Origin of the sequence: Thiobacillus sp. (assembly GCF_030696885.1) — a bacterium.
Classification (GTDB): Bacteria; Pseudomonadota; Gammaproteobacteria; order Burkholderiales; family Thiobacillaceae; genus Thiobacillus.
This window is the reverse complement of record NZ_JAUYRI010000001.1, coordinates 1-14548: the sequence shown is the minus strand read 5'-3', so window position 1 is coordinate 14548 and position 14548 is coordinate 1. Positions and strand designations below refer to the sequence as shown.

Annotated in this window: 11 protein-coding genes and 2 tRNA genes; 3 read left to right on the top strand and 10 right to left on the bottom strand. The window is 64.8% G+C overall.

The features are described 5' to 3' along the window. Nucleotides 1-227: 227 nt before the first annotated feature. Nucleotides 228-1502, top strand: coding sequence for a hypothetical protein (locus Q8R61_RS00065; protein ID WP_305533270.1), 1275 nt, complete (start codon nucleotides 228-230; stop codon nucleotides 1500-1502). A gap of 24 nt (nucleotides 1503-1526) precedes the next feature. On the opposite strand, the gene Q8R61_RS00060 is transcribed toward Q8R61_RS00065, so the two are convergent. Beyond that, complete coding sequence (locus tag Q8R61_RS00060; RefSeq protein ID WP_305533269.1) at nucleotides 1527-2939, bottom strand: DEAD/DEAH box helicase; 1413 nt, start codon at nucleotides 2937-2939, stop codon at nucleotides 1527-1529. A 221-nt stretch (nucleotides 2940-3160) separates the two neighbouring features. Continuing rightward, nucleotides 3161-3235, bottom strand: a tRNA-Val gene (locus tag Q8R61_RS00055). Between the two features lie 96 nt (nucleotides 3236-3331). On the opposite strand from Q8R61_RS00055, the gene gltX reads away from it, so the two are divergent. Both gltX and Q8R61_RS00045 read left to right on the top strand, forming a co-directional pair. Then, nucleotides 3332-4720 carry a glutamate--tRNA ligase gene (gene gltX, locus Q8R61_RS00050; protein ID WP_305533268.1) on the top strand — a complete coding sequence of 463 codons (1389 nt, stop codon included), beginning with the start codon at nucleotides 3332-3334 and terminating at the stop codon, nucleotides 4718-4720. Between the two features lie 44 nt (nucleotides 4721-4764). Continuing rightward, nucleotides 4765-4840 (top strand) — tRNA-Thr (locus Q8R61_RS00045). 53 nt (nucleotides 4841-4893) lie between these two features. Here Q8R61_RS00045 and Q8R61_RS00040 read toward each other — a convergent pair. The 8 genes from Q8R61_RS00040 to Q8R61_RS00005 form a co-directional block, all read right to left on the bottom strand. Then, nucleotides 4894-8868: a DUF1631 family protein gene (locus Q8R61_RS00040; protein ID WP_305533267.1), complete on the bottom strand. Its 3975-nt coding sequence runs from the start codon at nucleotides 8866-8868 to the stop codon at nucleotides 4894-4896. 230 nt (nucleotides 8869-9098) lie between these two features. Further along, nucleotides 9099-10022, bottom strand: coding sequence for an MBL fold metallo-hydrolase (locus Q8R61_RS00035; protein ID WP_305533266.1), 924 nt, complete (start codon nucleotides 10020-10022; stop codon nucleotides 9099-9101). A 10-nt stretch (nucleotides 10023-10032) separates the two neighbouring features. Beyond that, nucleotides 10033-10476 (bottom strand): hypothetical protein, encoded by a 444-nt coding sequence (locus tag Q8R61_RS00030; RefSeq protein ID WP_305533265.1) that lies wholly within the window; start codon nucleotides 10474-10476, stop codon nucleotides 10033-10035. A gap of 23 nt (nucleotides 10477-10499) precedes the next feature. Beyond that, nucleotides 10500-11585, bottom strand: coding sequence for an ACR3 family arsenite efflux transporter (gene arsB / locus Q8R61_RS00025; protein ID WP_305533264.1), 1086 nt, complete (start codon nucleotides 11583-11585; stop codon nucleotides 10500-10502). A 28-nt stretch (nucleotides 11586-11613) separates the two neighbouring features. After that, nucleotides 11614-12045: an arsenate reductase ArsC gene (locus Q8R61_RS00020; RefSeq protein WP_305533263.1), complete on the bottom strand. Its 432-nt coding sequence runs from the start codon at nucleotides 12043-12045 to the stop codon at nucleotides 11614-11616. 30 nt (nucleotides 12046-12075) lie between these two features. Continuing rightward, nucleotides 12076-12543 carry an ArsI/CadI family heavy metal resistance metalloenzyme gene (locus Q8R61_RS00015; RefSeq protein ID WP_305533262.1) on the bottom strand — a complete coding sequence of 156 codons (468 nt, stop codon included), beginning with the start codon at nucleotides 12541-12543 and terminating at the stop codon, nucleotides 12076-12078. Further along, entirely contained in the window at nucleotides 12540-12878 is a 339-nt protein-coding gene (locus Q8R61_RS00010) for a helix-turn-helix transcriptional regulator (RefSeq protein WP_305533261.1), read from the bottom strand. The genes Q8R61_RS00015 and Q8R61_RS00010 overlap by 4 nt, the downstream gene beginning before the upstream one ends. Before the next feature lie 160 nt (nucleotides 12879-13038). Further along, a partial coding sequence (locus Q8R61_RS00005; protein WP_305533260.1) for an NAD(P)/FAD-dependent oxidoreductase occupies nucleotides 13039-14548 on the bottom strand: 1510 nt, incomplete at its 5' end.

The window sequence follows — 14548 nt, the reverse complement described above, 5'->3', positions numbered from 1 at the left end:
CGCTGCGCCGCGAAGCGAGACGCGCCGCAGTGTCGTTCACTGCAAGCGGCTCGCGACAAAGGGATGCGCCCGAATCGGCCCCGTCCCTTCGGGTTGCCGCGAGAAAGCGCGTCTGCAGCGTTGCGCCGCTTGGCAAGGGATGGCCCTTGCCGGCGCGACGCGCCTTGCATCCATCGCTTTCTCGCGGCAACGCGGGCGTGAAATTAGTGTTAACACGCCCTAGAGCCATGACACAGACCTGCCGGATGACACCGCTGCGCTGGCTCGCCAATGCCCTGCTTTTATGGGTGCTGCTGACGCCGGGCGCGCGTGCCGACGCGACCTGGATCGAGCCGGGCGCCGACGGTGCGCCCGTGGTGCACCTGTATTTCTTCTGGTCGCTCGCCTGTCCGCATTGCCTGGAAGCGCGCCCCTTCATCGAGGCCATCCCGGCCGCACGGCCGTGGGTGAAGCTGCATTCGCTGGAGCTCACCCGCCACCCGGAGAATGTGCATCACTATGTCGCGCTGGCGGACCAGGTGGGGCAGCCCGCGCAGTACGTGCCGGGGCTCTTGTTCTGCGGCCGCGTGCAGACGGGCTGGGACGACGACGCGACCAGTGGCCAGGCGCTGCTCGCCGAGCTGGATGCCTGCCGCGCCGCGGCCGGAAGCAGCAGCGCGCTCGACATCGCGCGCGCCCTGCCGACGCCCGCGTTCAGCGTGCCGTTGCTGGGCGACGTCAGCCTAGACGGCACTTCGCTGCCGCTGATGACGGTGCTGATCGCCGGTCTCGACGCCTTCAATCCCTGCGCGTTTTTCGTGCTGCTGTTCCTGCTGTCGATGATGGTCCACCAGAAAAGTCGCGCACGCATGCTGGCGATCGGCAGCGTGTTCGTGCTGACCTCGGGGCTGATGTACTTCGCCTTCATGGCAGCCTGGCTCAATCTGTTCCAGCTGCTCGGCAATCTGGCGTGGGTGACGCTTGCCGCCGGCGGTTTAGCCCTGGTGGTCGGGCTGATCAACGTGAAGGATTTTTTTGTCTTCGGGCGCGGCGTTTCGCTGTCGATACCGGAAAACCGCAAGCCCGCGATCTACCAGCGTGCCCGCGCCATCCTCGCCGCCGGCAGCGTGCCGGCGATGCTCGCCGCGACGGTGCTGCTCGCGGTGGCGGTCAATTTCTACGAGCTCCTGTGCACCGCCGGTTTTCCCATGGTCTACACGCGCCTGCTGACGCTGCAAGACCTCGGCCCCGCCCAGCATTACCTGTATCTGGCGCTGTACAACGCGGTCTATGTGATCCCGCTCGCCGTCATCGTCGGGGTGTTCGCTTTCACCCTGGGCGCACGCAAGCTCAGCGAGCGCGAAGGCCGCCTGCTGAAATTAATGTCAGGGCTGATGATGCTGCAACTGGGAATACTGCTGGTGCTGGCGCCCGAGCTGCTGAACCGGCTCGGCGTCGCGTTCGCGCTGATGGCGGTGGCGGTCGGCATCACCTGGATCGCAGCGCGCCTGACCCGGGCATGACGCCCGGGTCAGGCTTGGGCGGGATCAGTGCCCGCGCGTGCCCGGCTTGGCCGAGAACAGCGCCGCCTGCGGGCGCGGCTTGCGGGCCTGGGTCGACTGACCCGGTGCGCCGCTGCGGCCACCTGCCGGCTGGGCGCCGGCGCTGGCGGGTTTGGCCTGCGACGAACGGCCGGCGCCACTGCGGCCGCCGGGTTGTCCGCCGCGTCCGGCGCCCTGCCCCTGACGCGGACCGCCACGGCCTTGCGGCGGACGCGGCGGGCGTTCGTCCGACATCAGGTCGGCCTTGGCCGGCGCCACGAAGCCGGGTTCGATTTCAACGCGCACGATCGAGCGCTTGATCAGCTTCTCGATGTCGCGCAGATAGCTCATTTCCTCGTCATCGACCAGCGACAGCGCCGAACCGGTGGTGCCGGCGCGGCCGGTGCGGCCGATGCGGTGGACGTAATCTTCCGGCACGTTGGGCAGTTCGAAATTGACCACCTGCGGCAGCTGGTCGATGTCGATGCCGCGCGCGGCGATGTCGGTGGCCACCAGCACGCGCACGCCACCATCCTTGAAGCTGGCCAGCGCCTTGGTGCGCGCCCCCTGGCTCTTGTTGCCGTGGATCGCGGCGGCAGTGATGCCGTCCTTGATCAGCTTTTCGGCGAGCTTGTTGGCGCCGTGCTTGGTGCGGGTGAACACCAGCACCTGCTGCCAGTCGTGGTGCTTGATCAGGTGCGCTAACAAATCCCGTTTGTGCGCCTGCGGCACCCGGTGCATCGACTGCTCGATGACTTCCACCGTGGTATTGCGGCGCGCGACTTCGACGCTCTTCGGGTTATGCAGCAGGCCGTTGGCGAGCGTGCGGATCTCGTCGGAGAAAGTCGCCGAGAACAGCAGGTTCTGGCGCTGCTTCGGCAGCACGGCGAGCACTTTCTTGATGTCGCGGATGAAGCCCATATCCAACATTCTGTCGGCTTCGTCGAGCACCAGGATTTCGACGCCGGACAGGTCCACCGTCTTCTGCCCCATGTGGTCGAGCAGGCGGCCCGGCGTCGCCACCAGGATGTCGACGCGCGACTTCAGCGCCTTGAACTGCGGGTTGATGTTGACGCCGCCGAACATCACCATCGAGGTGAGCGACAGGTACTTGCCGTAGGTTTTGACCGATTCCTCGACCTGCGCGGCGAGTTCGCGCGTCGGCACCAGGATCAGGCAACGCGGACGGCCCGGCTTGCTTTGGGCCGCCTGGGTCGACAGGTGATGCAGAATCGGCAGCGTGAAGCCGGCGGTCTTGCCGGTGCCGGTCTGCGCGGCAGCGAGCAGGTCGCCGCCTTCGAGCACCTGCGGAATCGCCTGTGCCTGGATCGGGGTGGGCGTGGTGTAGCCGGCATCGGCAATCGCACGCATGATGGGTTCGGCCAGTCCAAGACTGGCAAAGGTGGTTTCAGTAGTCATGTAGTTTTTTCCTGCGACGGCCTGTCACGTTTGCAGTGACACCAATCGAGGCAGACGAATAGGGGATCGTGAGATCGGGGTAAAAGAACCGCGCACCGATTGGCAGGGTGCGGGAGGCCGCACTATACCGGCTGGGCCCTGATGCGGCAATGCTTTTCAGCCGCCGACAGGCGGAAATGAAAAGGGACCGGCGCGTGCCGGTCCCTTTTGGATGTTCGGGCTGGTGGGCAGTACAGGGTTTGAACCTGTGACCCCCGCCGTGTGAAGGCGATGCTCTACCGCTGAGCTAACTGCCCCGAAGCGGCGCGAATTAAACCACAACCGACCCGGCGCGGTCAATTTCGGAGACTGCGATCCGGTAAAATGGACCCTTTTTTCCGCCCGGCCCCGCCATGATCCGCACCCGCTTCGCCCCCTCCCCCACCGGTTTCCTGCATATCGGCGGCGCGCGCACCGCGCTGTTTTCGTGGGCATTCGCGCGGCACCACGGCGGCCAGTTCATCCTCAGGATCGAGGACACCGACATCGCGCGCTCGACCCCCGAGGCGGTGCAGGCGATTCTTGACGGCATGGCCTGGCTGGAACTCACCCACGACGAAGGCCCGTTCTACCAGACCAAGCGCCTGTATCGCTACAAGGAAGTCATCGAGCAGATGCTGGCCGCCGGCCAGGCCTATCACTGCTATTGCACCACCGAGGAACTCGACGCCATGCGCGAGGCGCAGCGTGCGCGCGGCGAAAAACCGCGCTACGACGGCCGCTGGCGCCCGGAACCCGGCAAGACGCTGCCGGTGCCGCCTTCCGGCGTGCAGCCGGTGGTGCGCTTCAAGAATCCGACCGACGGCACAGTGGCGTGGAAAGACCTGGTCAAGGGCGTGATCGAGTTTTCCAATACGGAGCTCGACGACCTCATCATCGCGCGCGGCGACGGCACCCCCACCTACAACTTCTGCGTGGTGGTCGACGACTGGGACATGCAGATCAGCCACGTCATCCGCGGCGACGACCACGTCAACAACACGCCGCGCCAGATCAACATCCTCAAGGCGCTGGGCGCGACGGTGCCGCAGTATGCGCACCTGTCGATGATCCTCGGCGACGACGGCACCAAGCTCTCCAAGCGCCACGGCGCAGTGTCGGTGATGCAGTATTTCGAGGAAGGCTATCTGCCGGAAGCGGTGATCAATTATCTGGCACGCCTCGGCTGGTCACACGGCGACGCCGAACTGTTCAGCCGCGCAGAGTTCGTGCAGTGGTTCGACCTCGACCACATCACGCCGTCAGCCGCGCAGTTCAACACCGAGAAGCTGCGCTGGCTCAACCAGCAATACATCAAGTCGGCCGACGACGCGCGGCTGGCCGGGCTGGTGCGGCCCTTCCTGGTGCGCAACGGCGCCGATCCGGACGTCGGCCCCGACCTCGCGGCGGTGTGCGCACTGGTGAAAGAGCGCGCCGCGACGATCGAGGAACTGGCCGACGCCGCCACGCTGTTCTACCGCACCCTGCACCCCACACCCGAACTGCTGGCGCAGCACGTCACCGCCGAGGTGCTGCCGGCGCTGGCCGATCTGGCTGCACGCTTCGAAGCCCTGACCTGGGAGCGCGTCGCGATTAGCGCCGCCTTCAAGGAAACGCTCGCCGCCCATGGGCTGAAGATGCCGAAGCTGGCGATGCCGGTGCGCGTGCTGGTGACCGGCGAGCCGCAAACGCCGGCGATCGACGCCACGCTGGAACTGATCGGCCAGGACAAGGTAGTCGCGCGCCTGAAAGCCGCCCTGTAGGTGCCACAGGCACGAATGATCCGCTATAATGCGCGCTGTTTTTCGCCGCTGTAGCTCAGTTGGTAGAGCAGCGCATTCGTAATGCGAAGGTCGCCAGTTCGATTCCGGCCAGCGGCACCAGGTGTAAAAAAACGCCGCTCATCGAGCGGCGTTTTTCATTGCGGGCCGTCTGCTCAGGCCGCCAGTTCTTCGATTCGGCAGGGCCTGTGCACGGCATAACCCTGCACGTAATCGACGCCGATTTCACGCAGCGCTTCGAGCAGTTCCGACGATTCCACGTACTCGGCCACCGTATGCATGCCGAGCGAGTGCCCGATGTCGTTCATCGACTTGACCATGGCGTAGTCGCTCGGGTTCAACAGCATATCCTTGACGAAACTGCCGTCGATCTTGAGGGTGTCGGTGCGCAGGTTTTTCAGGTGCGCGTAGGAGGTATAACCGCTACCGAAGTCATCCAGCGAGAACTTGCAGCCGTAGCGGCGCATTTCCCGGATGAAGTCCTGCGCGGCGCCATAGCTTTCAATCGCTGCGCTTTCGGTAATCTCGAAAATGATCTTGTCGGTGGGAAAATCGCTTGCCACCAGCACTGTCTGCAGATAGCGGGCGACCTCGGGACTGCTGAGCGAGGTGGCAGACAGGTTGATGGCAAAGCCGCCCACGGACGCAAAAATGGCCGGGTTGGCACCGATCCACGCGAACACCTTGCGCAACACCCAGATGTCCACTTCATGGGAACGCTGCAGCTGTTCCACTGCAGGGATGAAGTGGGAAGGATTGATCGCCAGCCCTTCCTCGCCATCGATGCCCAGCAGAATTTCGTAATACGGCAGCACGGCGAGGTCGGTGCCGATCGGCATCACTTTCTGGCAACGCAGGTACAGGCCGCTGCCCTGCAGCACGGAGTCGAGCCGCCCGGCCCAGTCCATCAGGGATTCCTGGTTCTGCAGTTGCGGGCTGTCCTGCTCATAGGCCTGCATCCGGTTGCGGCCCTGGGCTTTGGCGGTGATGCACGCCGAGTCGGCCCGCCGGATGGCTTCCACCGCAGAGATCCGGCCCGGATCGTATTCGCTGAGGCCGATGTTGAAACCGATGCGATAGCTGTGCTGTTCATGCTGGAAGTGGTAGTCCTTCACGCCCTCGAGCAGCGTGGCGACGGCAGGGCACCCTGCGATGCGGCTGCAATTGGGCAACAGCAGCGCCAGCATGTCTTCGTGGAACAGGGCCAGGGCCGCCTGGGGCCCGATGCGTGCCCGGATTTCGTCGGTCAGACTGCGCGTCAACCGCGCCACGGCGTCTTCGCCGCAGGTGTTGTGGATCAGGCGGAACTGGTCGAATTCGATGATGCCCACCACGTGCGCCTTGTCGGCTTCGTCCGGACCTGACTGCGCATGCAGACGCTGCATGAACCCCTTGCGATTGAGCAGCCCCGATACCGGGTCGTGGCTTGCCTGGTGCACCAGGCTCTGATAGGTCTCGTCGAACAGGGCTTGCTCCGAACGCTCCATTAGCGGCAGATCCAGATCCTTGCCGGGTTTGGCGAGGTCGTTCTGCAACTGCCTGGACAATTCGGCGAGGGTGAACTCCAGCTTGCTGGTGGCGGAACGGTTGGCGAAGGCACAGCTGGCCGGCGGTTCACTGACCCAGATCAGCTGCATGGGTACCCGGCTGCCTTCCAGACTGAAATCCCACCAGTCGCCCACCCGCAGACGCTCGGCCAGCCGCGCATGCGCCGGACCTTCACGCTTGCCCGGCGCCGTGGCAAGCTTGCCCGGCGGCACGAACACCATCGCGGATCCGGTTGCCGCCGCGGGGATGCCCGCCGTCAGGCTGGCACCCAGTTCGTCCATGAAGGACGCCAGCATCGTGGCATCCACATTGATCGTCGCCAGAGCCCGCTCGATTTCGCTCTGCAAAGCCAGGCCGGATTCGGCACTGCGTGGGCTTCCTGCCGCATCCGGAGCGAGGCAGGCGAACACTTTGTCCAGCACCGCCAGACCCGCCCCCCAGGCTTCACTCTGCGCTCCATGACGCATCTCCAGCAGGACGAGATACTGGCGCCATCCTGCATCCAGCAGACGCAGCAGCATGCCGGGCACCTCGCGCCCCGCCAGGCGCGCTTCCAGCGCGGCGTTGACTCTCGAACGGGCGGCACGAATCCGTTCGCGTCCCTCGCTGGCCTCCTGCAGACGCGCGACGCGCGTCCGGCGAATCTGCAGAATCGGCAGCAAGACCTTTTCGAGACTGTCGCGCACCATCTCGAATACGCCCGGATCCTCATCGGCCCGGCTGCAGACACGGTCCACCAGCAGATACAGAAAGCGTTGCAGCTTGGCGTCGAAAAACTTGCCCTTGTCGTCCGCCGCCACGGCGTACTGCTCGATGAGGTTGAGCACCTGCCGGGCCGGATGGTCGGGGAGGGACGGGAAATCGGTGTCCTGCAAGGCCAGCTTGAGGAGCGGCCGCTCCAGCCGCTTCACCAGCAATTCCACTTCGGAGCTCGGAACAAAGTCCGCCCGCGCTTGGTTGAACAGTGCCGACGTGGTGTCCAGAATCTGCCGGTGAGCCGGGGCAAGGCGTTTGCCATCTCCCGCCGTCGACGCAATGCGCAGATCGATCTGCTCGGCAAGTGATGCGGGCACCGGACTGCCCGCCACTGCAGTCTGGTTGGGCAGTGGCAAGCCCTCCAGTGCGGCCAGCAACTCGTGCAGGCTGGCCTCCGGCATACCAGTTCCGCCGGCAGGGCGCGTCTGGCCGTCATGCCCGACCAGTTGCCGGGCCGTTTGTTGCAGCCGGTTGACCATGGACAGGACTTCGGAGGACGTTGCGGCATGCCCGGCGGGCATGCCGCCCTGATGGCCGGATCGTGTTGCCGAGGCGCCAGCCAGTGCGCGGCCCGCCGGGCGGCGCTGAGATTGATTGAGCGTGGCGAGAATGCGGTCGAGGCTGTATTCGGCACTCTCCGGCGTCAGGCTGTTGGTGGCCTGATCCTGCTTGTAGAGCCGGTTCAGGGTTTCAGCGATTTCGGCCAGATCCGGTTTGGCCTTGGTGCTGTCAGCGGCCGCGGCCCCACTCTCTGCAGCCGCTGGCCTGGGTTTGTCCTGGTGACGTGCAGGCGCAAGCGGCTGCAGCGACGCCAGGGTCTGGTTGAGCTGCCGGTAAAGCGCTGGCCCATGGCTCGACACTGCCCGCCCCAGCCCCTTGTAGAGGACGGTCCGCATGGGGTTGGTGAAGTCCAATCCCTGGATCGCGCCCTGGAAGGCGCGGCCAATCATTTCCGGCCCGAAGGGATTGCTCTTCCGGTCGATGGACGCACCCACCAGACGGCTGTAGCGCTGCTCGAATTCGTTGAGCTGGGGGGTGATGTCCGCCTCGATCTGCTTGATGACCGCCGACAGGTTCAGCCAGTCCTCGAACTCGGCCTCATCGACCAGGGTGAGCGTGTTCGCGCCTGGTGCCATACGGTCCATGTCAGAAGCCGGCCCGACATGCTGGATGCGTTCGCGGATGGCATTGAAAAAATCATCCTCGATCCGGCTGCGGTGCTGCATCAGTTCCTGGGCGCCGTACTCGAAGCGGGCACGCTCCAGAAAGCTCATCTCGTCCTGGCCGGCCTGCGCCAGGCGCTCCATGCTCTGAAGAAAGAATTCCTGCATCACCGCATCGAGAAAATTCCGGAACAGGCTGGTGCATTCCTGTTGCATCGCCTGTGCCTGCTGCGGGCCCAGCTCCGGTCCGGCCTGTGCGCCGGGCAGGGCAAGCCGCGCACTCGCGGCGCGCAGTGCCTGCAAGGCGATCTCCGGCATGGCCGGAACAAAAATCCCCACCCCGCCGGGCGCGACACGCGCCACCCACCCATTGAGCTGGTGCGAACGGGACGCGTCACCCTCACCAACGGAAAACCCCGCACCGACGAGCGTGCCCACCAGGGCCGGGATGGCGGCATCCGGCGTGCGGCCGCCGGGAAAGGCTATATACAATCCGGTCTGGCAATAATCGCGAATCTCGGCGGGGATGGCTGCAGCTTCGCCAAAACGAAGCTGCACGGCCTGCAACGTCGCTTTCCGCGCGTGGCGCCGTTTTTCCCTGATGCCTGCTTCGGACGTGTGGTGGGTCATGTAGTGTCTTATGTTGGAATCGGCATTGCTCATGCAACATGGTCTGCAGCTAGCAGTATCCGCGCCAGCACGGGCGCATACTTGCTCTCTATACGGACACATTGCGCAGCATGAGCCGCTAAATGCGATAACGGCTAAAAGGAAGGGGGGCTTTACAGGGGTGGCCAGAAAGGGCATCTGGCAGCCGGGTCAGCTGGGCGTGTATGAACGCTGTCAGCGCCGCAAGTCGCCGGCAAGCCGGCGCAAGCGACGAATTTTGCACATTACTGCGATTCGAATTCGACGAACGCGCGGTTCATGTTGGCACGGTGCAAATCGCTGAAATTTTCCAAATGGCGAAACGCAGGCAGGTCGGCATGGCGGTCCAGCGTATCCGCCAGCGGCTCCATCTTGCGCGCAGCCGCGCCCACGTTCTCGACCAGAAAGTCATAGTAGTCGCCGCTTTCGCGCTGCGCCTGCGCCAGATCGCACACCCGGCCATGTCCCGGCACGATGCGCGCAGGCTTCAACGCGGCCAGCGCCTTGAAAGCCTGCTGGCCGTTCTTCACGCTGGACCACGGCAGCACGCCCATCAGGCGGTCGACATAGACCAGATCACCGCTGAATGCCAAGCGCTGCTTCGGCAGCCAGACCCGGGCGTCACCCGGGTAATGGGTGTCGGTGTAGGCAAGTTCGAGCGTCACGCCGCCCCGCTCCAGCGTGGCCGACTCCCCCGCCAGAGTTTTGGGCGCGGGCAAGGGCTTCGTGCCCTCCAGGCGATTGCCGAGGAAGCGCTCGAGGCCGGCCATCTGTTGGGTCGCGTATTCGGCCTGGGTGGCGGCGGTACGTGCCAGCGCGATGACTTCGGCACCTTTGCCGGCGAAATAGTCGTTGCCAAGCCAGCGGTGATCCTGGCTGCCGGTGTTGATCACCCAGCGCACCGGCTGCTCGGTAACCGCGCGGATGGCCGCCTCGAGCTTTTTGGCACCCAGCAGGCTGGCTCCCGAATCGATCAGAATCACGCCCTTCGGCGTGACGACGAAGCCGAAGTTGGCGTTGAGGCCGTCGTTTTCGGCGCTGCGCTGACCCAGCGGGCCGACGATGGCATAGACGTTGTCGGCCACCTTTTCGGCGCGGGGTTCGAAAGCGTGGGCCGCGGGGGCGGCCAGCGCAAGCATGAAAAAGAGCGGTGCAAGCAGGGTGCGCATGTGGGTTTCCTTATTTCAGGCGATAGGCAGCGTGGCAGGCCACGCACTGTGCGGTGACCCCGCTCAGCGCGCCGAGGGCGCGAGGCAGCTCGCGGGTCACGGCGGTTTCCTGCGAGATGACGGCGAAGCGGCTGGCGGCCTGGTGCATGGCGGTGCCGGTTTCCTGCATGCCCTTCGGCATGAAACCGGCCATGTGGCTGGCGCCGTGGGTGCCGAGCGAACTCATGCCGAGGCGCTTTTCGGCCACCTCGGCGGCGGCATCGTATTCGCCGGCGGCAAGATGGTTCTGGATCTCGTGGAGGGCCGTCAGATGGTCGCGCATGTTGGAAAGCATGTGGGTTCGCATCATTTCCGGCATGTCGATCGCGACCCGCGTGTCGTCTTCGGCGGCCAGCGCCAGCGGGAAGGCCAGCAGGCTGGCGAGAGCCAAAGGCGTAATGAGCAGTTTGTACATGGGCGATACTTTCGTGAAATGGGTCAGGCTTGACGTGCGGGCAGACCACTTTCATACCACCCTTTGCTGCGGTTGACGATCTTCACCACCAGCAGCATCACCGGCACCTCGATCAGCACGCCGACCACGGTGGCGAGCGCGGCGCCCGACTGGAAGCCGAACAGCGCGATCGCCGCCGCCACCGCCAGCTCGAAGAAGTTGGACGCGCCGATCAAGGCGGAGGGGCAGGCGACGCTGTGCTTCTCGCCCACTTTTCGATTCAGCCAGTAGGCCAGGCCCGAGTTGAAGAAGACCTGGATCAGGATGGGCACCGCCAGCAGCGCGATGATCAGCGGCTGCGCGATGATCTGCTCGCCCTGGAAAGCGAACAGCAGCACCAGCGTGGCGAGCAAAGCAATGATGGATGCGTGGCCGAGCTGTGCCATCGTCGCGTCAAAGGCTGCCTGACCGCGCATGAGCAGAAATTTCCGCCACACCTGCGCCAGGATCACCGGGATGACGATGTACAGCACCACCGAGGTAAACAGCGTGTCCCACGGCACCACGATCGCCGACAGCCCGAGCAGCAACCCGACGATCGGCGCGAAGGCGACGATCATGATGGCGTCGTTCAGCGCCACCTGCGACAGCGTGAAATACGGGTCGCCGCCGGTGAGCCGACTCCACACGAACACCATCGCGGTGCAGGGTGCGGCGGCCAGCAGGATCAGGCCGGCGACGTAGCTGTCGAGCTGTTCCGCCGGCAGATACGGCGCGAACAGATGGCGAATAAAAATCCACGCCAGCAGCGCCATCGAAAACGGCTTCACCGCCCAGTTGACGAACAGCGTGACGCCGATGCCCCTCCAGTGCGACTTGACCTGGTGCAGGGCGCCAAAGTCGATTTTCATCAGCATCGGGATGATCATGATCCAGATCAGGATGCCGACCGGGATGTTCACCTGCGCGACTTCCATGCGCCCCAACGCCTGGAACGGCGCCGGAAACAGCTGGCCGAGCACCACGCCGGCGACGATGCACAGCGCCACCCACAGCGTGAGCCAGCGCTCGAACACGCTCATCGGCGCGCCCGCCGCGTGCTTGGCGGTCACCTGACACTGCGCGCTCATCGGGCGCGCTCGATCAAATGCGGCGCGCTCATGCTGCGGCAGCTTGCAGCCCGAGTTTCTCGCGCACCGCCGCCACCAGCCGGGTGCGGATGTCATCGCGCACCGTGATGAAGCTTTCCAGCGGCTCGCCGTGCGGGTCGTGGAAAGGCAGGTGGATCGCAGGGATCGGCTTCGGGAAGATCGGGCAGGCTTCCTTCGCGTTGTCGCACACCGTCACCACCAGGTCGATGTCCTCGTTCATCACCGCATCGATGTCCTTCGGGTGCAGGCCGTCGGTATTGAGGCCGGCTTCCTTCAACGCGGCGATCGCGCCGTCGGCCACTTTCGGCTGCGGCCGGGTGCCGGCGGAGAGCGCGCGCACCTGGCCGGCGAGGTCATGGTTCAGCAGCACCTCGGCCATTTGCGAACGGCAGGAATTGCCGGTGCACAGCACCAGCACGGTGTATTTTTTATCAGCCACGATGGCTCCCTTGATCGATGAAAGAAAAACTCAGCAACAGCCGCCCGTGGCCGACTTGGCAGGGGCGCAGCAAGCCGCTTTTTCCACTGCCGGTTCAGGCACGCAGCAGCCGCTCGCTTCCTGTCCACCGAACACCGGGATGCTGTCGAGCGTGTGATAGGTCTCCCACGCGATGCCGCTGGGATCGGTCGCCCAGTACTTGTCGGACTTGGCGTAGCAGCAGGCGGTGCCCATTTCCTCGACCACCTCGCCGTCGAGCTTCTGCAGGCGCGTATTCATCTCGGCGAGTTCGTCGGCGTTCTCGACCTGCACGCCCAGATGGTTGAGGCCGGACGGGGCGCCGCGTGCCGAGATCGCGAAGTTGACCCGCGGATCATCGAGCATCCACTTGGCGTAATCGCCCTTGGTGACGGTCGGCTCGGCGGCAAACATGGTCGAATAGAACTGGATGCTGGCGGCCAGATCGTCGACCGCAACGTGGACGTGAAGGCGTTTCATGTTGACTCCTTTTCAGTGGAACAAGCCGGCGAACAGACCGGCGAGCAGGGATTGCCGCCGCAGCAGTTTTCGGTGAGAAAACCGAGCAGCGCATTCATGGTGGTGAAATTTGCGGTATAGATGACGAAGCGCCCGGACTGCTGCGAGTCCACCATGCCGGCGTGCGACAACTCCTTCAGGTGGAAGGACAGCGAGGACGGCGCGATGCCGGTGAGTTCGCTGATCCGGCCGGCGGCGAGTCCTGCCGGGCCCGCCTGGACCAGTGCGCGAAAAATGGCCAGGCGGGAATCCTGGGCCAGGGCAGCAAGGGCGGTGACGACGCTTTTCGTTTCCATGTTTCAATAATAATTGAAACGTTTGAAAATTTGCAAGCAATATTTCGCCGCCCCGGCCACCGCTGAACGCGCTCAAATCCGCCCAGCAGCCGACCGGTGCGGCCTATCAGCAGCTCGTCACGGCCTCAGACAATCCGTGATCCCATCGTCGCACGTACCGTCAGTAGTCGCAGCCCGCGCCCGGTTTTGCGCCCGAGCCTTCAGGTTCGAGTCCGAGGTAATCGCGCGCCACCGCCTCGGCAACCTTGATGCCGTCCACCCCGGCCGAGAGGATGCCGCCGGCATAGCCCGCGCCCTCGCCCGCCGGGTACAGGCCTTTGACATTCAGGCTCTGGAAATTGTCGCCGCGGGTGATGCGCACCGGCGACGACGTGCGCGTCTCGACCCCGGTCAGCACCGCGTCCTTCATCGCGTAGCCCTTGATCTGCTGATCGAAGGCCGGCAGCGCCTCACGGATCGCCTCGATCGCGTAGTCCGGCAGCGCAGAGGCAAGGTCGGTGAGATGCACACCGGGCTGGTACGAAGGCTCGACGCTGCCGAGTTGGGTTGAGGGCTTGCCCTCGAGAAAGTCGCCGACCCGCTGCGCCGGCGCATCGTAATTGCCGCCACCGAGTTCGAACGCGCGCGACTCCAGTTTCCTTTGCAGTTCGATTCCGGCGAGCGGATCGTCGCCAGGAAAATCCGCCGGCGTGATGCCCACGACGATACCCGCGTTGGCGTTACGCTCGTTGCGCGAATACTGGCTCATGCCGTTGGTCACCACGCGCCCGACTTCAGACGTGGCCGCAACGACGGTGCCGCCGGGGCACATGCAGAAGCTGTACACTGCGCGACCGTTTTTCGCGTGATGCACCAGCTTGTAGTCCGCCGCACCGATCAGCGGATTGCCGGCGTTCGGCCCCAGCCGGGCACGGTCGATCAGCGACTGCGGATGCTCGATGCGAAAGCCGATCGAAAACGGCTTGGCTTCCATGTAGACGCCGCGCGCGTGCAGCATCTCGAAGGTGTCGCGCGCGCTGTGGCCGAGTGCCAAAATGACATGCCGGCTCTTGATCGTCTCGCCACTGGCCAGCGTCACGCCCCGCAGTTGTCCGTCCTCGATCAGCACGTCGGTGACGCGCTGCTGGAAGCGGACCTCGCCACCCAGCGCCTCGATTTCGTGGCGCATCGTCTCGACCATGCCGACCAGGCGGAAGGTGCCGATATGCGGCTTCGACACATAGAGGATTTCATCTGGCGCGCCCGCCTTGACGAACTCGGTCAGCACCTTGCGGCCCAGGTGTTTGGGGTCCTTGATCTGGCTGTAGAGCTTGCCGTCGGAGAACGTGCCCGCGCCGCCCTCGCCGAACTGCACGTTGGATTCCGGGTTGAGCATGTGCTTGCGCCACAGGCCCCAGGTATCCTGCGTGCGCTCCCTTACTGCCTTGCCGCGCTCGAGCACGATGGGTTTGAAGCCCATCTGCGCCAGCAGCAGCGCGGCGAAGATGCCGCTGGGGCCGAAGCCGACGACGAGCGGACGCTCGCTCAGGTTCTCCGGCGCGTGGCCGACGAAGCGATACGTCATGTCGGGCGTCGGCGCGAGCTGGCGGTCGTTGCGGAATGTCTTCAGCAGCGCCGCCTCGTTTCTCACCTCGACGTCGACCGCATACACCAGCAACAGCGCGTGCTTT

Bases quoted from the DNA above. Each gene is read 5' to 3' on its own strand.
- Q8R61_RS00060 (WP_305533269.1), bottom strand. From the start codon at position 2,939: ATGACTACTGAAACCACCTTTGCCAGTCTTGGACTGGCCGAACCCATC.
- Q8R61_RS00040 (WP_305533267.1), bottom strand. From the start codon at position 8,868: ATGAGCAATGCCGATTCCAACATAAGACACTACATGACCCACCACACG.
- gltX (WP_305533268.1), top strand. From the start codon at position 3,332: ATGATCCGCACCCGCTTCGCCCCCTCCCCCACCGGTTTCCTGCATATC.
- Q8R61_RS00035 (WP_305533266.1), bottom strand. From the start codon at position 10,022: ATGCGCACCCTGCTTGCACCGCTCTTTTTCATGCTTGCGCTGGCCGCC.
- arsB (WP_305533264.1), bottom strand. From the start codon at position 11,585: ATGAGCGCGCAGTGTCAGGTGACCGCCAAGCACGCGGCGGGCGCGCCG.
- Q8R61_RS00030 (WP_305533265.1), bottom strand. From the start codon at position 10,476: ATGTACAAACTGCTCATTACGCCTTTGGCTCTCGCCAGCCTGCTGGCC.
- Q8R61_RS00010 (WP_305533261.1), bottom strand. From the start codon at position 12,878: ATGGAAACGAAAAGCGTCGTCACCGCCCTTGCTGCCCTGGCCCAGGAT.
- Q8R61_RS00015 (WP_305533262.1), bottom strand. From the start codon at position 12,543: ATGAAACGCCTTCACGTCCACGTTGCGGTCGACGATCTGGCCGCCAGC.
- Q8R61_RS00065 (WP_305533270.1), top strand. From the start codon at position 228: ATGACACAGACCTGCCGGATGACACCGCTGCGCTGGCTCGCCAATGCC.